Source organism: Terrabacter sp. NPDC000476 (assembly GCF_040300125.1).
Lineage (GTDB): Bacteria > Actinomycetota > Actinomycetes > Actinomycetales > Dermatophilaceae > Terrabacter.
Window position 1 is genome coordinate 1,037,398 of record NZ_JBEPDF010000001.1, and the last position, 20,235, is coordinate 1,057,632.

At 66.1% G+C, this 20,235-nt stretch carries 12 protein-coding genes and 1 tRNA gene; 9 read left to right on the top strand and 4 right to left on the bottom strand.

Features of this window, described 5'->3' with window-relative positions; translation table 11 throughout:
- The first annotated feature begins 680 nt into the window (after positions 1–680).
- From ABT295_RS04895 to ABT295_RS04905, 3 genes are all read left to right on the top strand, one after another.
- Positions 681–1,727, top strand: a complete 1,047-nt coding sequence (locus ABT295_RS04895; protein ID WP_352393287.1) for a hypothetical protein — start codon at positions 681–683, stop codon at positions 1,725–1,727.
- Between the two features lie 516 nt (positions 1,728–2,243).
- The gene (locus ABT295_RS04900) at positions 2,244–2,885 is read left to right on the top strand and encodes a hypothetical protein (protein WP_352393288.1); all 642 of its coding nucleotides are present in this window, start codon (positions 2,244–2,246) and stop codon (positions 2,883–2,885) included.
- 440 nt (positions 2,886–3,325) lie between these two features.
- Entirely contained in the window at positions 3,326–6,907 is a 3,582-nt protein-coding gene (locus ABT295_RS04905) for an NACHT domain-containing protein (RefSeq protein ID WP_352393289.1), read from the top strand.
- Between the two features lie 350 nt (positions 6,908–7,257).
- On the opposite strand, the gene ABT295_RS04910 is transcribed toward ABT295_RS04905, so the two are convergent.
- Positions 7,258–8,247 (bottom strand): DUF6414 family protein, encoded by a 990-nt coding sequence (locus ABT295_RS04910; protein WP_352393290.1) that lies wholly within the window; start codon positions 8,245–8,247, stop codon positions 7,258–7,260.
- 1,044 nt (positions 8,248–9,291) lie between these two features.
- Positions 9,292–10,494, bottom strand: a complete 1,203-nt coding sequence (locus ABT295_RS04915) for an outer membrane protein assembly factor BamB family protein (protein WP_352393291.1) — start codon at positions 10,492–10,494, stop codon at positions 9,292–9,294.
- A 223-nt stretch (positions 10,495–10,717) separates the two neighbouring features.
- On the opposite strand from ABT295_RS04915, the gene ABT295_RS04920 reads away from it, so the two are divergent.
- The gene (locus ABT295_RS04920; protein WP_352393292.1) at positions 10,718–12,247 is read left to right on the top strand and encodes an FAD-binding oxidoreductase; all 1,530 of its coding nucleotides are present in this window, start codon (positions 10,718–10,720) and stop codon (positions 12,245–12,247) included.
- Between the two features lie 82 nt (positions 12,248–12,329).
- On the opposite strand, the gene ABT295_RS04925 is transcribed toward ABT295_RS04920, so the two are convergent.
- The gene (locus ABT295_RS04925; protein ID WP_352393293.1) at positions 12,330–14,345 is read right to left on the bottom strand and encodes a hypothetical protein; all 2,016 of its coding nucleotides are present in this window, start codon (positions 14,343–14,345) and stop codon (positions 12,330–12,332) included.
- A 768-nt stretch (positions 14,346–15,113) separates the two neighbouring features.
- On the opposite strand from ABT295_RS04925, the gene ABT295_RS04930 reads away from it, so the two are divergent.
- The 5 genes from ABT295_RS04930 to ABT295_RS04950 all read left to right on the top strand — a co-directional run bounded on the left by ABT295_RS04930 (position 15,114) and on the right by ABT295_RS04950 (position 19,997).
- Positions 15,114–16,514 (top strand): M23 family metallopeptidase, encoded by a 1,401-nt coding sequence (locus ABT295_RS04930; RefSeq protein WP_352393294.1) that lies wholly within the window; start codon positions 15,114–15,116, stop codon positions 16,512–16,514.
- A gap of 153 nt (positions 16,515–16,667) precedes the next feature.
- The gene (locus ABT295_RS04935) at positions 16,668–17,396 is read left to right on the top strand and encodes an amino acid ABC transporter ATP-binding protein (protein ID WP_345506919.1); all 729 of its coding nucleotides are present in this window, start codon (positions 16,668–16,670) and stop codon (positions 17,394–17,396) included.
- 77 nt (positions 17,397–17,473) lie between these two features.
- On the top strand, positions 17,474–18,307 hold the full coding sequence (locus ABT295_RS04940; protein WP_352393295.1) for a glutamate ABC transporter substrate-binding protein: 834 nt from the start codon (positions 17,474–17,476) through the stop codon (positions 18,305–18,307).
- A gap of 89 nt (positions 18,308–18,396) precedes the next feature.
- Entirely contained in the window at positions 18,397–19,074 is a 678-nt protein-coding gene (locus ABT295_RS04945; protein ID WP_352393296.1) for an amino acid ABC transporter permease, read from the top strand.
- Positions 19,071–19,997: an amino acid ABC transporter permease gene (locus ABT295_RS04950; RefSeq protein WP_352393297.1), complete on the top strand. Its 927-nt coding sequence runs from the start codon at positions 19,071–19,073 to the stop codon at positions 19,995–19,997. Before ABT295_RS04945 ends, ABT295_RS04950 begins: the two co-directional genes overlap by 4 nt.
- A gap of 90 nt (positions 19,998–20,087) precedes the next feature.
- Here the strand turns inward: ABT295_RS04950 and ABT295_RS04955 are convergent.
- Positions 20,088–20,163: transfer RNA gene (locus ABT295_RS04955), tRNA-Asn, on the bottom strand.
- Positions 20,164–20,235 lie beyond the last annotated feature (72 nt).

Sequence of the window (20,235 nt, forward strand, 5' to 3'; positions counted from 1 at the left end):
AGTTCCGCAGCCTCGCCTCAGTGACGTGCTGTCGATCCAGCCCGTGCCGACGCTGGTTAGGGGTCGCACCCAAGTAGTCCTTAGTGCCGGCACCTCCAGGGCATTCATGCCGTACCAGATTTGGGGCGGTCTTACGAACACATCCCGGGTAGGGCAGGTGGTAGCGCAGGGTGCCTTGGATAAGAGCGGCCGCGCAAGCATCTCGATCTCGAAGGCGAACTCAAGCGGTTGGCTTCGCGCTCGTTTATTCCGCGTGAAGGTCGGGTCATCGAACTGGGTTGTCTCAGTTTCTTGACGGTCAGGGCCTTGAGTACCGGCCCAGCGACCGGACGGGCGGACTGATCACGTCGCTGATCATCTTCCTGCACCGAGCGCGCCCGGCTAGTGAGGCGCGTCGTGCCTGTCGTTGAGCTCCGGACAGGGCCGCCCGACGGAGGGGACGGGTGGGCCCCTTCGGCGTCTGCTCAGTTGTCGGCGGCCAGACACCTCGCAGATGTTGGCGCGTGCGCATGCGCACTCTGGCCCGGCGTGCTGACCCGCAGGAACATCAGGCCGAACGGCCTCGACGTTCTGGGTTAACGGAGGTCACGGAGCGCTATGTCTGCTTTTGGTCGTTCGCCGGCATCCCGTCCCCTGTTGCTGCCCTGCTGCGCTCGAACCATGTTCGCTATCTTGACAGCGTGAGCGACTATACGACTCTGTTCTCAACCCTCGCCAGCGGGGGCGCCACCTTCGTCGCTTTGACAGGGGGCCTTGTTTTGCAGCGCACCCTGCAAATGCAGGCGACACTTGCTGGCCATCAGGACCAGTTCCAGCAGGCCGATTCGGCGGTGAAGGCAGCGCAGGACGAGCTTTGCTCGTACCGCGACGGCGCCCAATCCCGTTATGTCGAGCTCGCAATTAGCGATGACCGACTCCTGCGTCAGGTGTATGACAGCGCTGACCGGGTTAGACGAGGCGCGCAAGGTGTAGAGGAATCTGGTTGGCGTGTCCGTTTCCCATCTATCTTGACAGAGTTGATATCCCCCACCGGCTCGGCTCCTACCTTGATGCATAAGTCGGTTGCGGCTGCGCTCTGGGAATATGCTCTCGTGTGTTTGGAGGACATCGAGTCTTGGGTTGCAGAAATGGCCGACCCGGATGATCCTAGAAAGCCAGAACATGTGATCGCTCAACATGAGCCGCCACCCATCGCGGAGCCGCAGTTCAACGCCAGGCTTCTGTGGTCCACGCTCGCGTACTTTAGGGGGCAGGATGCCTACTACGGCGAGCGTGGCAGCGACGATCCAGATGACTACGTCCATGGGCGCATCAAACCTCAGTTAAGCGTCCCCGGATCCTCGATCTGGAGGCTGCGCGACGAACTAACCAAGACGCACTATCCCGAGATCAGGCACGCAATCGCCCAGAGCGAGACATCGTTGAATGAGCGAATCTCGGATAGATCCCGAATAATCGTCCCCAAATTTGATAGGAACGTTTACGTAGAAGCCGCAGTGACGCTGGGCCTGATATTCACGCTCGTGGCTTTGCCGGTCCTATATCTAACTCCGGGCACAGGTGAAGCTCCGACGAAGGTCGATGCAATTTTGGCATCGGTTCTGTTCTTGGCCGGGACGATTCTGTGGCTCGGATTCTTCCTAGGCCGCGCTCGTCTCCAGTATCGTGACTCTGAGCAAGTCGTCCTGCGTACCCGAGAAGAAACCGCACCCCGATCTATGCCATAAGACAGCGCCCGATGCCCGCACGCACTCCGCGCCATCTTCGGATCACGCCCCTCGCAGAAGTAGAACGCAGTTTGACGGCGCCTAGCAGCGAGTATGGGGAGCACCGGAGCAGTCGGACCCCATTACTGTTGGCGCCGCATACGCGGAGCAAGGAGTGGACGGAAATCGACGAGCGGGACCGTTCCATCGCGCGTGGCGGGTCGAGACCGGTCCGAGACCGGTCAAACATTTCGCAGCGATTCCCCTTCACCCGCGCGTTTGGCACTATGCCGCCGAGGAGTGGCAGGTATGGAGGTACAGATAGTGGACCCGGAACCCAGTCCGATATCGGTACGTCGGTTGCACGAGATACGTTCCACGCATCGGTTCGCCCCCGTGGGTGAATGCATATACTGTGGCTCTCGTACGAAACTGACTGACGAGCATATCGTCCCCCTCGGGCTCAATGGCAATCTGGTCCTGCCGAAGGCAAGTTGCACGTCATGCAGCGCCATGACGTCCGAATTAGAATTACGGGTGCTCAGAGGATTCATGCACGACGCTAGGCTTGCCGCAAACTTTAAGTCCAGGAGACCGAAGAATCAACCTCAGGAAATCCGCGTCAGGCTCCTCGAGGAGGGTGGACAGATAGCCGAGACAGAGGTGCCTCGGCGAGAAGCACCTGGGCTTGTAATTCTGCCGACGTTCGCAAAACCCACTTTCCTTTCAGGCGCCGAGCCCATCGAAGGCATTCGGATCGCAGGCTTCCAGTTGATCAACGTCGGTGCCCAGCAGGATCTGAGTGGATTCGTCCAAGAGCGAGAGGCCGTTGGCCTGCAGGCTCAGTCCACTCCGGACATTGAGGCCTTGGCTCAGATGCTCGCGAAGATCGCGTACTCATTTGCCGTCGCCGTTACCGGCGTCATCGGGCGGGAGAGTTCCCCACTGCCAGACCTCATGCGTGATCCCACAAATATCGGGCGATGGATCGGGTCGGACGCGTTCCAATTGCAGTCGGAGGGACCCGGGGCCACACATGGCTTAACGCATAACGCCTCAGTGAAATCACCAAATGGGGAGGCGGAGGTGGTGCGCATCAAGTTGTTCGCAAGCGCTAGGTCCGTCGAGGGCTACGAAGTTGTGACGCGGACGGTCCGATGGCGCGCGTACCCGCCGTAATATCTCGTCAACTCGAGCTGAGAGACGTAGGGGCGCATGCTCTAGCCGGCGTGGCGGCGGCTTGGGCACGGATCTGTCGCCAGCTGATGGGCGAGGTTGCAGGGGAACGTGAGAGGCGGGGCCTCTGTGGTCAGCTGATGCGGCGACTGGCAAGGAACCAGCGCCCGAAGCGGGCCGGCCGACGGCGTCATCAAACGGATTCGCATGGGCGTCAAGCCACATCGGTCTAGGGCGCTCGCGTTCGCACGACACGGCAGGACATGGCCGCGCTCACGGCCGTACGATGCAGATCGTGATCCGGCACACAATCCATGACAGATACTTTTCACGAAACTCGACGCTGCTTACGAACCGAGAAGATCGTTCGAAACACCTGACTTGCTTGGAGTCTCCCGACGTGCCAGCTCAGTTCCTGGTTTTGCGATCAATCGGCTAAGTACATGAGCGCTGCCGGGCAGGCTAACGAGGCGGGGAGTGTGGCGCGCCGCAGCGCGGCCACCTACTTTGGTGTACACATGCTGGCCACAAGGCCAGTCGAAGCATTGGAAAATTACAGGGTAATCACACATGTGGCTTTCGAGTCTTCGGACCCGACCGACGACGTCGTCCTGACCTTCGAGGGCGACGGTCATGCCTTTGTATCTTCGAAACGGAAGGTTACATACGGCAAGCCGTTCACTGACACCGTGGACGGGTGGGTCGCGCAGCTCGACGAGAACCTCGGAGATAACGACCTTCTTGTCTTGGTGTGCGAGGAGGCGTCTGAGTGGGTACGTGATCTCGCCGACGCGCTCGCGAAACTCCGTGCCGGAGTGACACTGACCAGCCGGCGTCACCTTGATGCGCTGAAGCGCCTGGATGAGCACGTCCCGGCCGATAAGCGTGACGAGATCCATCGGAGGGCGCGGCTCGTCGAACTCCCGAGAACCGCGACGAGTAACGATGTCCCGACACTCTTGGCGTTGATGATGGATGAATTGGTCGAGGGCAATGCCGGTGCGCTCGCGGTGAGTGTTATCTCGGCGACCGTCCATGAGTGGGCCGGTCGTGCCCTCGGGTTCGATGCAACGAGGCTAGTCAGGGCCGTCGCCGCTCGTGACATTGTGGTGCGCGCAGATGAGAGTGGACCGGCCGCCGCGCAGGCAGCAGCCGCTCGGGCAGCGGAAGTTGCTTACCTGGACACGCTGGCATCCTCAAACGGTCGCATCGACCTAACTCTCCTGGCTGACGACCTCCAGCCGATAGTGGTGAAGAACCTGCTGGCGAACGTGCGAGTGCAGACCACCGACACGGAGAAGGAAAGGGGTCTCAGCGAGGGCCTGTGGGTCGTGTTACGACGCAACCGGAGGATCCTTTTGGTGGGCCAGCCCGGGTCGGGCAAGTCAGTGCTGATGAGGGAGCTTGCCGGAGCGTGTGCCGAGGATCCGTATGCGCCGACACCGATTCCGGTCCATCTCCCGGATTTGCTTCCACGTCACACTGACCACGATGTGACGATTGAGGACCTCGTGGTCTTGGCTTCCAGACGAGGGCCGAAGTCTGGAGCGCAGCGGGTCGAGAAGTTTCTGACCAAAGCGATTGCACAGGGCGACGCGATTCTGCTTCTCGACGGGCTGGACGAGTGCCGAGACAGAGCAGCGTGGCTGGCCGGCCAACTTCGGACCCTCATGAATGGTCTGCCCGAAACCACAGCAGTCGTGTTGGCTACTCGTGCGAGTGCCGAGGTTCCGGCGGCTGGCATTGGGCTCGCCAGGGTGGACCTCGTGCGACCCGGTGACCTTGATGCAACGGTTGACGCCGTTGTGACTCAGTGTGCAAAGGTGCGGGTCGCTGACCTTGAACAGCGGCGTCAGTGGCTGCGAACTCGACGGGAGTGGCTCGCTGATGCCAGCCACAACCAGCCCGGCATGCTCGAGGTGCCCCAGCTGGCGCTGCTCGTTGCTCTCATCATCGGCTCCACCGCAGAACTGGAGATTCCGAAGCAAAGAGCGGAACTCCTGCACGAAGCCGTCAGACAATCGGTAAAGCGCTGGGAGCACGATCGGTTCAGCGGTGCGCGCAAGAACTGGGCGCGGGATCTGACCCCTGCCACACTTCTCGATGGATTCGTCGTCCTTGGACGTCTGATAGACGGTCGAGACGCCCCGCCCTCGCGCTCTGACGCGAGCGGCGCGTTGTCGGACATGCTGGCGGATCCCGGGGGTTGGAACCTCTCCGTAGGGAAGGCGCGAGAACTTGCCGACCAGGTGCTGACGTTCTGGGACACCCACGTCGCCGTCTTCGTACTGGATGAAGACGATCGCCTTCGAAGCCGCAGCCGTGTCTTCACGGAGATCGCGACCGCGATGTGGACGAAGACATGCTCAACAGCGGCGCTACGAGAGTGGGTAGCCGACGCCATTCGGTACTACGACTCTGAAGGGGTCGTAAGTCTGGCTCTGAGCCTCAATCCGAGCGTGGTAGACCTTTTGCTCGAACTCGGCGAATCCGCGACCGAGGCGACTTTGGCTGTTGCAGCCAGCTCGCGCTCTAACGTTATCGAGTTGAGCGTCAACCAAGTCGATGTGCTGATACGACAGCTCGGTCAACACGCCCGCCAAATTGCCAGTGGCGCCAAGGAGCCTCCAACGAGGCTGGCGCGCGACCTCCGGCCCATAGATCGCATACTTGCGAGCCGCCACGAATCCGGTCCAGAATCATGGCCTGTCATCGATGCGCTGTGCTCATTGACCCTAAATGATACGCACCGACACCAGCGAGAACAAGAGCTAAGCCGGCTCACGCTGAAGCCGCCTTCCGACTCGATAGTGACGGCATGGGTTGCGTTAGAGGACGCGCTATCCGAGAAGCGACCTCTCGACCCGAGTGAGAGTGAGGCTGTTAAAGCGGTCCTCGCCCTTGAGTTGCCTGAGGTGGCAGAGATTGTAAAAGTTGGCGGAGTGCATATGTTCACCAACAGCGATATGCCACACCAAGGGCTTGGTCAGGTGGCTCATCGGGCAGTCAAATTCTTGCCTCAACTGCAGGACAATGCCGCTCAGATAATCTACGATATCTCTGATCGGATCCCTAGTGGCGAAGGCGGCGGGATAAAGGAAGCCCTGCGCCAAGCCGGTGTCGATACTTCCCAATGGGAGCAGAAGAGCCCCTTCGCAGGCGCGCAAGAGTTCTTGCGTCAGCAAGATTACAAGGCAAAAATCCTCGATGACGTCGCAAGCCTCGGCGACACCGGTACGGCTCTCACAAAGAATGATCGGTGGTCCCTTCAAGAACTATCTGACCTCCTTCATGTAACGGGATATTTGAGTACTGGCTTCGCCGACTTTCGAGCGGCTTTCGAGAAGGACGATGTCTCTATCCGTCGCAAATGGTTAAGATCACTCGCAGTCGCACACGCGAAGGACATAGACCGCGCCGCAGCCGAAGCAGCCATCATTCGTGCGCAAATGAGGGATCAGGTGGGTGTCCCATTGGACTGGTGGGTGGTCAGTTGTCGCAGTCTTTATGCAGTGGTGAAGTCCCCTTTGGCGGCACTCAGCGCAGACGATCAGGACGCGTTGGTTGAGAGCTTGCACGCAATTTCACATTGGATTTCATGGTCAGCTCTGTACGTCCTCGCTAACACCGAGCCCTCTTGGGACACTGTGGCATTCTTCAACCAAGAACGAACAACCTGGCCGCCCTATCGGGCCTCTGAGTGCTATTTTCTTTCCCTTCTCGTCAGTCCTGAAGGGCCACGACTCGCTGCCCAAGCCGCCGAATCGAGTGAGGCGGCCCGACGTCATGCCGTCCAGCGAGCACTCCAATATCGGGGGCAAATTGACCCCATGGGCGACTTGGCTGCGAGACTCAGTCGAGATGACGACCTTTGGGTTCGAGGGGACTACAGTCATGACGGGCCTGCCCCGCGCTACTGGACTTGCCGGTGGTGCGGACACCAAAACGCGCCAACCGAAGAATCGTGCGCGAATTGCGGTCTAGCCTCGCGTCCTAGCCGAGATCGGAAGGCGAACACCGACTAAATGTCGTAGGCCAAAACTGAATCTCACGCGTCCGCCTCGAGGCGGTCGTCAACATCATTAGTTCCTGTCCGGGACCGGGCACTCGAGTCGCTCGGGCCGATGCGTCCCTCCACCTCTTAAGTCATGGTCGGCTCCAATAAAGGCGCCCGGCCATACTCTGGAGACCTGCGAGAAAACCATGCAGTTTGGAAGCCTCGCCCGAATTGCCTCGACCAAGTAGGGTCGTCTGCGCGTGCGTGCCAGGAGTCGCTAACCCAACAAAACAGGTTCACGACTGAATGAGCTAAGGTCAAGCTGCCTTCTTGACCGACCACGTGAGCCATGTGCCTTTTGCCGTAGGCGGCGCATTGCTAAATAAATATGGCCATGGGAAGGATTTGGACGGCCGGGCCTGCGACAATTGGGTCTGCCAAGTCAAGGTGAAATTCGTCCGTCTTTAGTCCGTCAAGCAATTCTCTTGCCGTACTGGGCCCGGCAACTCCTAGAACCGTACGTCGCGCCAGATTGACCTCTTGGCCAAGTGGAATTACGCGCGTGACTTTTCCGACGATAGAGAACTCGCCAGCACGTAGATACTCCTTTGTGTGGGCGGAGAAGAAGTTGGATGACACTGCTACTACGGTATTGAGGCCACCTCCGGTACGAAACAGAAGATCGTGCATTGGTGCTGACGATATGTCATCCCACATTCGCAACAGCATTTTCATGCCTAAATCGTCGGAGCTGGACGCGGTGGCGATTGCTGCGGCAACTGCGTCCATAATCTCCGAGGAGTTATCAGTGCCTGCCCCTTTTCGCGCTGGATTGCCGGACCGCGCTGCGCTCCTTGGCTTCGCTTGGCGAAGCGCGGCTTCGGCGGCCTCCCGTTGGGCATGCTGCTGTTCCATTAAGTAAGGGAGAATGGAACTCAAGAAAGCTAAGGCATCCTCCAATGGATTCCCAAGGTATTCGCCGCGGATCTCAACTATCTCGCCGGGCGCAAGAGCCTCGAGATCAGCGGACGTGTCCACCGGTCTCAGCTTCGAATCTTCCTTCAAGTAGTAGTAGAGCAGGTTGAAGAGACTTGCGGCGGTGTGGTGCTTGGTGCTCTTGGACTCCAATGCTGTTTCGTCACGTCGGTTTGTCGACCCCTCCGCGTCAATGGTGGCGTCCGCCACTCCCCACATCCGCGCCTTCGCGCCTGCGCGTGCCTTTGCTCCTCGCTCCCTAGCTCCAGTTTCGCGGGCAGTCTCCTCCTGCTCCACAGACACGCCACCTTCTAGGTGCGCCAAGAAGCTGAGCATCATCGGGTCGTCGAGGTACACAGGGTGCGCGATCTGACTTGCTTCGATCTTCGTCATTTCCGAAGGCTCGCATATCCTTCTCCTGGTTGCTACCAAGGCTCAACGGGCACGCTGAGAGGGGGTCGGCGTCCGAGCGTCAGATCACGGCGGCATCCGGTCATCGATCGCGGCTACGTTGCGATTGATCGTCGTGGTACTTCAACGCAGGGGGAGGAGTGGCCGACTCACTGAGAAGCCGTCTCAAACGTCGTTGAGAGTTACTTGCGTGCCAGCACGCGTTTCGCGCCCGTTTTGTAAGGGACTTGGCGAACCAGTACGGCGCTCGCTCGTCCTGAGCGAGCGAGGAGGATGTGCGCGAGCTAACGACAGTCGTCCGGCAGAACCGTGCGCGCACTTCCATCAGACACCGCGATGCGGCAGCGGCACTCTCATTCCACCTCGCTCGAGAATTTTCAGGAGTGCTTGTATTCGATTGGCCTGTTGGCTGGCAGGGGCCAAGCACGGGGCCCCTTGCTCGATCGGTTGGAAGCATCCTGTCAGTGTCGAGCAGCCCTCAGATTGATGGGCGGGCCTGTCTGTGGGTCAACCAGTTGGGGCCTCCAGCCGCTTCAAGACCCTCTGACCTGCACGCACGCTCCGGGAGAAAATTCTAGGAGGGACAGTCGCAGTGGGTTGGGGTGCGATGTAAGCATCACCCGGGTCAAGCTACGACCTCCACTGCCTGCCGTTGTCGCATTCTGCCTGGGTAGCACAAGGGGGAAGCCCCGGTACGAGTGGGCGTGCCAGGGTACACACCACTTGCGGCCTTCTGGTCCGAACAGACATGGCTGGCGCGCTGGCTTTAGTGAGAGTTCTCTAGTGGGCAATTGGTGGGCACAGTGCCCACCAATGGGCAGCAGCAGGTAGTACTCGTCGATAATGAATCGCGCTCAGCGCCGGCGACTACACACCATGAGCGCAGGTCGGGTTGACGACTGCTACGTTCTCATAATCCGTCGGTCCAGGGTTCAAGCCCCTGCTGCCCCACCACCGACCCTTCCTCCCGCCACCGGGCGGCGGCCCCGGACGCCGAGGCCGTCAGGGCGTCAGGCCGTCAGGGCGTCAGGGCGTCAGGGCGTAGACGTCCACCGCCCGCCGGGTCACGTTGACGAGACGCCCGCCGGCCACCTCGACGGCACCGTCCGCGAGGAAGCCGTAGGGGCTGAGGAAGTCGGAGTCCGCCCCGGGCACCGGTCGGCCGGTGGCGGCCACGAGCGGCGCCTCCGCCGGCGTCACGTAGGCGAGGTCCGCGGCCAGCACGGCGCCCGTCGGAGCCACGCTGCGCGCCGACGTCCACACCCGCGCGCCGGTGGCTCGGTTCAGCGCGCAGACGTTCGTCGCCCCGCAGCCGACGAGGAGCCGCACGGGACCCGCCGCGAGCAGCGGGCCCGCCTCCGCCGAGGTCCACCGCACCGCACCGGTGGGTGAGAGCGCGGTGATCCGGCCCGCCGGGTTGCGGGCGTAGATGTTGGGGCTCACGGTGCCGCTCGGGTCCGCGCGAAGGTAGGACCACCCGGCCGGCTTGCTCCAGCTCGTCGCGCCGCGCCGGGCGAACGACAGGGCACCGCACGTCGTGAGGATGTTGTCGTCGGAGGCGAAGAGACCGGCGTCCGGGCCGAAGCCCGACGACACGCACCCGCTGCGCACCCACCGCTGCGCGCCGGTCGTGAGGTCGTAGGCGACGACCGACGGAACTCCGGAGATGTCGTCGTTGTCGGAGACGACGGTGGTGCCCGAGACGACCATGCTGCGGTTGTAGCCACCCCGCTGGACGGACCACACCGTGGCTCCGGTGGCCGCGTCGAGGCCGACGAGGCTGAGACCGGGGTCGCTCTGGGAGAGACAGCCCCCGCTGCCCTGGACGACGACCCGCGAGCCGCTGACGGCGAGGTCGGTCGCCTGGAACCCCGTCGTCCCGCCGAGGTCGGCGCCCCGCCAGAGCTGCTGCCCGGTCGCCAGATCGGTCGCGACGACCCGCCGTCCGTCGAAGACGTAGAGCCGGCTCGCGGTGGCGACCGCCGCGTGCGGGTGCGCACGACCGCAGACGGAGTAGTCGGGCAGTCGACCGACGGAGTAGCGCACCGCCAGCCCGGCCACCGTCGCAGCGGTGATCGTCGTCTCGGCGTTGTTGCGGTTGCTGTGTGCCGCATCGCCCTGGGGCTGGCTCCACGACGAGGTGGACACCGCACCGGTCGCCGCGCTCGAGCTCAGCACCCCCAGGCACACGATCGACAGTGCCGCCATGGTCAGACCCAGTCGTCTCATCGAGGACCCCCTTGTCGTCCCGGAGCTCCCAGCGTGGCACCACCCGGGCGTGGTCATCACCCGATTGACGAACGCGTAGGCTCAAAGCTGGACAAACCCGGCCTGCAAGGGAATTCACGTTTCGAATGCCCAGATCCTTCGGCCCCGGATCATCGCACGGAGCCCTACCGTCGAAGGAGCGTCCGCCGGTCGAGGCGGACCTCACCAGGGGCGGGGTACGGCGATGGAGTCTGTCTCGAGGCGTGACGTCTCACGCAGGGCGGTGCTGCGGGGTGCAGGCGGCGCGGCCGCCCTGCTCGCAGGTGGAGCGACTGCGAGCGCCGGGGCCGGGGCCGCCGTCGCGGCGCCGGCATGGAGCACGCTGCAGCAGCGGATGAGCGGCCAGGTGCTCGTCAAGGGAGCCACCGGCTACACCGCCGTCGCCCACGGGTACAACCCGCGGTACGACACCGTCTGGCCCTCGGCCGTGGCGCGCTGCGTCTCGACGGCCGACGTCTCCGCCGCGGTGGCGTTCGCGCGGACCAACGCGGTGCCGTTCACGATCCGCTCGGGCGGTCACGCCCTGACCGGCTGGTCGACCGGCACCGGTCTCGTCATCGACACGACCCTCATCTCGGCGATGACGGTCGACCCGGTCACGGCCACCGCGACCGTGGGCGCCGGAGCGCGGCTCATCGACGTCTACCAGAAGGTCGCCTCGGCCGGCCTCGCCCTGCCCGGCGGCACGTGCGGCAGCGTCGGCATCGCCGGCCTCGCGCTCGGCGGCGGCATCGGGGCCCTGACCCGGCCGTGGGGACTGACCTGCGACCAGCTGACGGGCGCGACCATCGTCTTCGCGGACGCCTCCGTCAAGCAGGTCTCGGCGAGCCACTGGCCGGGCCTCTTCTGGGCCCTGCGCGGCGGTGGCGGTGGCTCCTTCGGCGTCGTCACCTCGCTGACCTTCCGGCTGCGCCCGGCGCCGACGTTCCAGGTGTGGTCGATGCCCTACAACATGTCGGCCGCGCCGGCCGTCGTCGCCGGCTACCAGACGTTCATGGCGACCGCCGACAGCCGGCTGCACGGCGAGCTGTCGTTCCGCGCCACGCCCTCGACCGGTGCGACATCGCTGACCGTGACCGGGACGTGGATCGGCAGCGCCTCGGCGTTGACGGCCCAGCTCGACGCGCTCGTCGCGGCCATCGGCGTGCGGCCCAACGCGCGGACCGTCAGCAGCCAGGGCTACCTCGCCGCGATGCTGCAGGAGGCCGAGTGCTCCTCCTACGCGAGCTGCCACCTGCCACCGCAGGGCACGATCCCGCGCGTCCCCTCCGCCGGCGCGTCGACGATGGTCTACGCGCCGCTCTCCCCCACCGCGGTCACGACCCTCGTCGACCGGGTCAGGGCCGGCCTGGCCGTGCCGAAGGCGACGTGGACCGGGTGCACCGTCGTGGCCCTGGGTGGCGCCGTCCGGTCGACGACCACGACCGACTCGGCCTTCGGCCACCGCGACGCCCGGCTCATGCTGCACTACCTCGCCCGGTGGAGCCCGTCGACGCCGACGCTCGACCCGACCCCGTTCGACGGCTACGTGCGCGGCTTCCGTGCGGCGATGGCGCCCTTCTGCGGCACCGGCGCCTACGTCAACTACCTCGACAGCTCGATCGCCGACCACGGCGCGGCCTACTGGCCCGGCACCTACGCCCGCCTGCGCACCGTCAAGGCGACCGTCGACCCCGGCAACCTCTTCCGCTTCGCCCAGTCCGTGCAGCCGTGACGAGTCCCTGACACCCGCCCCACGACCGAGGGCGTATGCCGGGTGGCGCGCCCCCGGCATACGCCCTTGTCGGGCGCGTGGTTCAGCCGGCCAGCAGGAATAGCGACCGCGCGGCCCACGAGACCCGGTCGACGGTCGGCCCGCTGATGCGCACCGGCACGCCCGTCACCGTCGCGCCGTTCCAGCCGACGCGGTAGAGCGAGCTGTCGACCGTGGACGTGTAGTAGAGGTTCGCGCCGGCGACGAGCAGACCGCGGCTCGAGCGGAAGTCGACCGAGCTCGGCACCGTGAAGACGCGCTCGTCGACGATCCCGCTGTCGGGCGAGAACCAGCGCCAGCGCAGCGTCGGGTCACCGCTGATCGTGTAGAACAGCCGGCCGCCCGTGTAGAACATCCCGCTGAGGTTGGGCAGCTGCCCGTAGAGGGTGGGCAGGTTGCCGTCGAAGGTGCCGTTCAGGTGGTTGTCGACGGTCGCCCACCTCGGGTCGTGGTACGGGTCGATCCGGGTCTCGGCGCCCCAGACACCCTGCACGAGCGGGCGCGAGTAGAGGTAGCCGTCCGTCTTGGCGTAGAACACCTTCGAGCCGACCATGAAGGCGCCCCGGGTGCCCGACCACGCGACCCCGCCGTTGCCGACGGGCACCGGCTGCGAGCTGACCCCGGTCGACGTCAGCCCGACGCTCGTCAGCGCGTCGGACGTCGCACCGCCCACCGAGCCACCCAGGAGCACGGTGCCCGGGAGGGTGCCCACGGTCGTCGAGGCGAGGGTGCTGCCCCCGGCATACGGGAAGAGCACGATCTTCTTGCGCACGTACGTGAAGTTGCCGACGTAGTCGGTGTTGGAGCCGAGCCACAGTCCCTCGCTCGTCGCGAGGATGGCGTAGACCGCCTTGCCCGGAGGGTTGCGTCCCGGGTTCCACTGCAGCGGACGGCCGCTCACGGGGTCGAGCGCCACGAGACCGGGGCGCGGCACCGCGCCGGGGCCGGCGAAGTCGCGACCGTACGGGTTGTTGCCCCACCGCTGGTGGCCGCCCACGAAGACGGCGGCCTCGGTGATCTCGACGGCCCACATCGTGTCGCCACCGGTCTCGGCCACCCACGTCGGCTGCAGGGCGGCGCCCACGGCATACGTCTCGAAGCGTGCGGCGGCGTCGCAGAGCGTGTCGCGCACTCCCCCACCGGTCGAGCCGATGACGAAGTAGGAGCCGTTGGGGGAGAAGGAGACTCCGCGCACGTAGGAGTCGAACGAGTTGCTGAAGCACAACGGGTTGTAGCGCAGCGTGTTCCAGTCCGGCGTGACGAAGGCCGACGTCGCCCCGAGGGTGATGAGCGCGACCTGGTCGCGCGGCAGCCCGTCGGCCGTGCGGAAGTTGCCGATGACGACGAGGCGGTCGCCCGCCGGGCTGACGTCGAGGTTCCACGGGCCGACCGCGCCCTGCGCCCCGGTGCCGGAGTTGTTGTGGTGGCCCGCGAACTGCACCCGCAGGTAGGTCTGGTCCACCGCTCCGGTGGTCGCGCTCAGGGCGGCGATCCCGGCGTGGGCCTGCCCGCCGACCGTCGAGAAGTCGCCGACGACGACGAGCCGCGAGCCGACCCTGACCATGTCCTTGACGCGGCCGAAGCTCGAGAACGCGGGGGCCGTGAAGCCCGGCACGACGGTGTTCGTCGAGAGGTCGACGAGGGCGACGTTGCGACGTGCCACGCCGCCGACCGTCGTGAAGGCGCCGCCGATGTAGGCCGTGGTCGCCGTCGGACCCGGCACGACGGAGGAGACCTCACCGTTGACCGCCAGCGAGAGGCCGGTCAGCGCACCGGTGCTCGCGGAGAACGCCGCGAGGCGCGAGCGGGCCACCCCGTTGACGGTCGTGAAGTTGCCGCCGATGACCATCGTGCTGCCGACCTTCGCGATGGCACGCACGTCGCCGTCGCCGACGGCCGGCGTGATCGCGGAGGGCACCGCACTGACCATCGAGCTGCTCGACGGCGCGGGCGCCGGCGGTTGGACCGCCGAGGCGGTCGGCGCGGCCAGCACCGCGATGCCGAGGACGACCGAGCCGAGGCCCGCTGTCGAGACGTGCCAGATCCTGCGCATGTGCACCCACCCCATCCTGACCGGATAGCCGAACTGTAGGTCGGCTGATCGACGGGCGGCCGGTCTTCGGCAAAACCCGGATCCGGGGGCGGGGTGGGTGTCGCCGTCTCCCCCGGCGACACCCACCCCGTCCAGCTCGCACGACCGGGTCCCCCGACCCGACCGGCCAGGCCTCCCGACCTGGCTCCCGGGTCCCCCGACCCGGTGTGCGCTCCCGACTGCAACCCCCACGGCCGTGTCGGTAACCCCTCCCCCTGAACCACAGCCTGCACTGCGGACTGCAGGATCCGGGGCCGTGAACCACGTCCGTTTCCGCAAGATTTGCGCAAGTTGTCGATGGAAACCGTCGACAAGCCCTCACCTGCCGATCAGGAAGGACGAGAGTCGCCCGGGTTCTCGAGGCCGATCCGTACTCAGCGGGCCGCTGTCCTCGCCACACCCGTCACAGCCGTCACACTCAGCCCCACGAGCCTCTGGAAACACAGGGGTCACAGGTCCCTCGACGGGTGCGGCCGGGTGGCCCGGCGATCGGGCAACCAACTCGGCGCGAACCGGCCCGCCACGGGCGGCCCCGACCTAAGGTGGGAGTCGACCGGAACACCGGGCCGAGCAGCCCGGTCGCTCCCGGCCGCGCGGCGTCCGCGGGAGCGGCGACGACCAGGCCCCTCCGTCGGGAGGCAGCCTCAGACGACACGAAGCACGTGGCAAGGCAGGGGGTGGCAGACGGTGCGAACACCGGCACAGCGCACGGGTCCGCTCGTCGTCCACATCAGGATGAGCGGGCGGCTGGTCCCGTTCGCGCTCATGCTGCTCGTCTTCGCCCTGCTGCCGTTCCTCGGCGGGAGCACCCCGCAGTCTCCCGGCGCCACCGTCGTCCTCGCCGCAGCGGCTCCGAGCGAGGTCGACGACGCCGTCGCCGTCGTCGAGCAGGCCCGCACCGAGCTGTCGACGACCGTCACCGCCGCCTCCACGGCCGCGGCGGCTCCCGCGCTCTCCGCCTTCTCGGACGCGCTCGGCGGCGGCCTGTTCATGTTCCCGGCCATCATCCTCGTGCCGCAGACCGCCGAGGCGCTCGCCGCGCCGATCACCGGTGCCCCGTTCTTCATCCATCCCGTGCCCGGCGGCGAGTCCTCGCCGTTCGGCCCGCGGATCCACCCGCTGCTCGGCCGGCCGATGTTCCACACCGGCCTCGACCTCGCCGCGAGCTGCGGGACCCCGATCCGCGCCGCCGCCGCCGGCACGGTCGTCTACGCCCGCACGTCCGACTCGTGGGGCAACCGGACGATCATCCAGCACAGCCCGAGCCTCAAGACCGCGTACGGGCACCAGTCCCGCTTCCTCGTCACCGAGGGGCAGACGGTGACGCAGGGCCAGGTCATCGGGCTCGTCGGCACGACCGGGTGGTCGACGGGCTGCCACCTGCACTTCGACGTGATCATCGACGACCGCTACGTCGACCCGGCCCCCTACCTCGGCTTCGCACCGTCGTCACTGGGCTCGGTGCCCTACGGCGCGGTGCCCCACCTCGTCGTCGAGCCGGGCGGCACCGGGGTGCACACCGTCAAGGACGGCGACGTGCCGATCCCCGACCCGACCGGCACGGGCAGCACGGGCGGCACACCCACGCACACGCCGAGCCAGACCCCGACCGCCACCTCGACGCACACGCCCTCGTCGAGCCCGACGACGTCCGTGCCGACGACCACGGCGCCCACCACGTCCGCGCCCACCACCACGGCGCCCACCACCACCGCGCCCACCACCACCGCGACCACCACCACCGCTCCCACCACCACCGCGCCCCCGACGTCCGGACCGACGACCTCCGGCCCGACGTCCACCACGACGGCGCCGACGACCACCGGACCCACCACGACCGACCCGACGACCTCGGTGCCGAGCTCGTCGGCGCCCACCAGCTCGGCACCCACCAGCTCGACACCCACCAGCTCTTCGCCGTCGAGCCAGGACCCCACCACGTCGACCTCGACGACGACCGCCGGCACGACGCATCCGTCGTCGGAGAGGCCGTCGGCGTCGGCGACGACGGCCCTGAGCACCACGGCCGCCGAGGTGCTCGCGTCCGCGACGCAGAGCGCGCTCGCCACCGAGTCGGCGACCGGGTCGGACGGGCAGACGCCCGGGCCGACCACCTCCGCCCTCGAACGACCCTGACCGCCGGTCCTCACGATTCGAGCACGCTTCGCGCCCGTGCGGCGCGGGATGGGTGCTCGCCACCCCCGGAGCCGATAGGTTGCCCGGATGGACGACGTGAACACCGACCCGCCGGCGGAGAGCACTGCTGACCGCGACGCGTCTCGCGACCCGATGGTCGTCATCGAGGGCGTCAACAAGCACTTCGGCGACCTGCACGTGCTGCGCGACATCAACCTGACCGTCGGGAAGGGTGAGGTCGTCGTGGTCCTCGGCCCCTCCGGCTCGGGCAAGTCGACGCTGTGCCGCGCCATCAACCGCCTCGAGACCATCGAGTCCGGCACCATCTCCATCGACGGCAAGGCGCTGCCCGAGGAGGGCAAGCCGCTCGCGCAGCTGCGTGCCGACGTGGGCATGGTCTTCCAGTCCTTCAACCTCTTCGCCCACAAGACGATCCGCGAGAACGTGACGCTCGGGCCGATCAAGGTGCGCAAGAAGTCGAAGTCGGATGCCGACAAGCAGGCCGCCGACCTGCTCAAGCGCGTCGGCGTCGAGGCTCAGGCCGAGAAGTACCCGGCCCAGCTCTCGGGCGGCCAGCAGCAGCGCGTGGCCATCGCGCGCTCGCTCGCCATGGGCCCCAAGGTCATGCTGTTCGACGAGCCGACGTCGGCGCTCGACCCCGAGATGGTCAACGAGGTGCTCGACGTCATGGTCGGCCTCGCCAAGGAGGGCATGACGATGATCGTCGTCACCCACGAGATGGGGTTCGCCCGCAAGGCAGCCGACCGCGTCGTCTTCATGGCCGACGGCCAGATCGTCGAGGTCGGCACGCCCCAGGAGTTCTTCACGAACCCGACGAGCGATCGCGCCAAGGACTTCCTCGGCAAGATCCTCACCCACTGAACCACCTGTAGCGAACGCACGACAGGGCACTTCCCGCGCCACGCGGGGAGTGAGCAACCACCAGGGAGGAACCCCAGATGAAGGCACGAATCGGAGCCGTTGCAGCGGCTGCGACGCTGGCTCTCACGCTCGCCGCGTGCGGGTCCGGCGAGCCCAGCGGCAGCGGGAGCGGCGGCGGAGGTGGCGGTCTGAAGATCGGCATCAAGTTCGACCAGCCCGGCATGGGCCTCAAGAAGGGCAGCGAGTACAGCGGCTTCGACGTCGAGGTCGCCAAGTACGTCGCCAAGGCGCTCGGCACGTCCGAGGGCGACATCACCTGGGTGCAGGCGCCGAGCGCCCAGCGCGAGACCCTCATCCAGACGGGCCAGGTCGACATGGTCGTCGCGACCTACTCGATCACCGACACCCGCAAGGAGAAGGTCTCCTTCGCCGGGCCCTACCTCATCGCCGGCCAGGACCTGCTCGTCCGCTCGGACGACTCGTCGATCACCGGCCCCGACAGCCTCGAGGGCAAGAAGCTCTGCTCGGTCACCGGCTCGACGTCCGCCCAGAAGGTCAAGGACAAGTACCCGGGTGTGCAGCTCCAGGAGTTCGGCACGTACTCCGAGTGCCTGCCCGCGCTCCAGACCGGTGCCATCGACGCCCTGACGACCGACGACACGATCCTCGCCGGCTACGCCGCGCAGGACCAGTACAAGGGCAAGTTCAAGGTCGTCGGCAAGCCGTTCTCCGAGGAGAACTACGGCATCGGCCTCAAGAAGGGCGACACCGCCATGTGCACGAAGGTGACCGACGCGATCAAGAAGATGATCAGCGACGGCTCCTGGCAGAAGTCGCTCGACGCCAACCTGGGCCCGGCCGGCTACAAGCCGGGCGCGGGGAACCCGCCCACCCCGGCTGCCTGCTCCTGACCCTCGTCACCCCCGCCCTGCGTGGGCCGCGGCGCCAGCTCGGTGACGCGGCCCGCGCAGGCCAGATCCCTTGCACGTGAAGGAGGGACATGCTCGACGTCCTCGAGAAGTACGACATCCTCGCGGCGTTCTGGATGACCATCAAGCTGACGTTCTTCTCGTCCATCGGGGCGCTCGTCATCGGCACGGTGCTCGCGATCATGCGCGTGTCACCGGTCGCCGTGCTGCGACGCCTCGGTGCGTTCTACGTCAACGTCGTCCGCAACACCCCCCTGACCCTCATCGTCTTCTTCTCGCTCGCCGGCGTCGGCATCGTGCTGGAAGTCAACCTCGTCGACCCGAGCTCCGCGACGTCGCTGCGCGACAACGCCATCCGCTGGGCCATGGTCGCGCTCGCCGTCTACCACGCGGCCTTCGTGTGCGAGGCCGTGCGCAGCGGTTTCAACACGGTGCCGCTGGGTCAGGCGGAGGCCGCACGGTCCATCGGGCTCACGTTCGGCCAGAGCCTGCGCGAGGTCATCCTCCCGCAGGCCTTCCGCGGCGCCATCGCGCCGCTCGGGTCGGTGCTCATCGCGCTGACGAAGAACACGACGGTCGCGTCCGTCATCGGCGTCGCCGAGGCCTCGGCCCTGATGAAGGTGATCATCGAGAACGAGACGGCCAGCATCGCGGTCTTCCTCGTCTTCGCCCTCGGCTTCGTCGTCCTGACGCTGCCCGTGGGCCTGTTCTTCACCTCGATGTCGCGACGACTGGCGGTGAAGCGATGAGTGCGCAGAACGTCCTCTTCGACGCACCGGGTCCGCGCGCCCGACGTCGCCACGCGATCCTCACCGTTTTCGGGTTCGTCCTGTTCGCCGGCACGCTCGCGGCCATCCTGTGGAAGCTGAACGCCCAGGGCCAGCTCGAGGCGTCGCTGTGGCAGCCCCTCGTCGACCCCGAGGTCTGGACCGCCTACGTCGTCCCCGGCCTCCTCAACACCCTCAAGGCGGCCGCGGTCTCGATCGTCGCGGCCATGGCCTTCGGCATCGTCTTCGGCATGGGCCGGCTGTCGCACAACCGGGCGATCCGGTGGGTGTGCGGCATCGTCGTGGAGTTCTTCCGCGCCGTGCCGGTGCTGCTGATGATGTACTTCCTCTTCCAGCTCTTCGCGTTCAACAACATCTTCGTGGCGAGCCTCAACTCGTTCATGGCGGTCGTCATCGCGCTGACGCTCTACAACGGCTCGGTCATCGCCGAGCTCGTGCGCTCGGGCGTCTACGGCCTGCCGAAGGGCCAGGCCGAGGCGGGCCTGTCGATCGGCCTCACGGCCACGCAGACGCTGCGCTCGATCCAGCTGCCGCAGGCGCTCACCGCGATGCTGCCGGCGCTCGTCAGCCAGATCGTCGTCATCCTCAAGGACAGCGCGCTCGGTGCCGCCATCACGTACCCCGAGCTGCTCCAGAGCATGCGCGACATGGGCACGGCGTACGCGACCGTCATCCCGGCATACGTCCTCGCCGCGGTCGTCTTCATCGCGCTGAACTTCGGCCTGACCGTCCTGGCCGGTCGCGTCGAGAAGCGGCTCAGCCGCCGCGGACGGGGCCCGCGCAAGGGTGCCCCGGCGACCGGCGTGACGGGTGCCGGCACGGTGGACACCCCCACCGACGGCATCGGCGGGAGCGGCGTCCACACGGGCGACGCACGTCGCTGACGGAACGGTGGAGCTCCCTCCGGCCGAGGTCGGAGGGAGCGGACACGAGAAGGGCCCCGACACCAGTGGTGTCGGGGCCCTTCTCGGTGCTGGCTCCCCCGATTGGACTCGAACCAATAACCTGCCGGTTAACAGCCGGCTGCTCTGCCAATTGAGCTACAGGGGAATGCTGCTGCGCAACCATAGCAAAGCATCCGGGCGGTCGAGAAATCGGGTGCGACCTGCCGAAAACACCCCG

Coding starts and splice junctions, on each gene's coding strand:
- ABT295_RS04905 (WP_352393289.1), top strand. CDS start 3,326: ATGAGCGCTGCCGGGCAGGCTAACGAGGCGGGGAGTGTGGCGCGCCGC.
- ABT295_RS04910 (WP_352393290.1), bottom strand. CDS start 8,247: ATGACGAAGATCGAAGCAAGTCAGATCGCGCACCCTGTGTACCTCGAC.
- ABT295_RS04915 (WP_352393291.1), bottom strand. CDS start 10,494: ATGAGACGACTGGGTCTGACCATGGCGGCACTGTCGATCGTGTGCCTG.
- ABT295_RS04920 (WP_352393292.1), top strand. CDS start 10,718: ATGGAGTCTGTCTCGAGGCGTGACGTCTCACGCAGGGCGGTGCTGCGG.
- ABT295_RS04930 (WP_352393294.1), top strand. CDS start 15,114: ATGAGCGGGCGGCTGGTCCCGTTCGCGCTCATGCTGCTCGTCTTCGCC.
- ABT295_RS04935 (WP_345506919.1), top strand. CDS start 16,668: ATGGTCGTCATCGAGGGCGTCAACAAGCACTTCGGCGACCTGCACGTG.
- ABT295_RS04940 (WP_352393295.1), top strand. CDS start 17,474: ATGAAGGCACGAATCGGAGCCGTTGCAGCGGCTGCGACGCTGGCTCTC.
- ABT295_RS04945 (WP_352393296.1), top strand. CDS start 18,397: ATGCTCGACGTCCTCGAGAAGTACGACATCCTCGCGGCGTTCTGGATG.
- ABT295_RS04950 (WP_352393297.1), top strand. CDS start 19,071: ATGAGTGCGCAGAACGTCCTCTTCGACGCACCGGGTCCGCGCGCCCGA.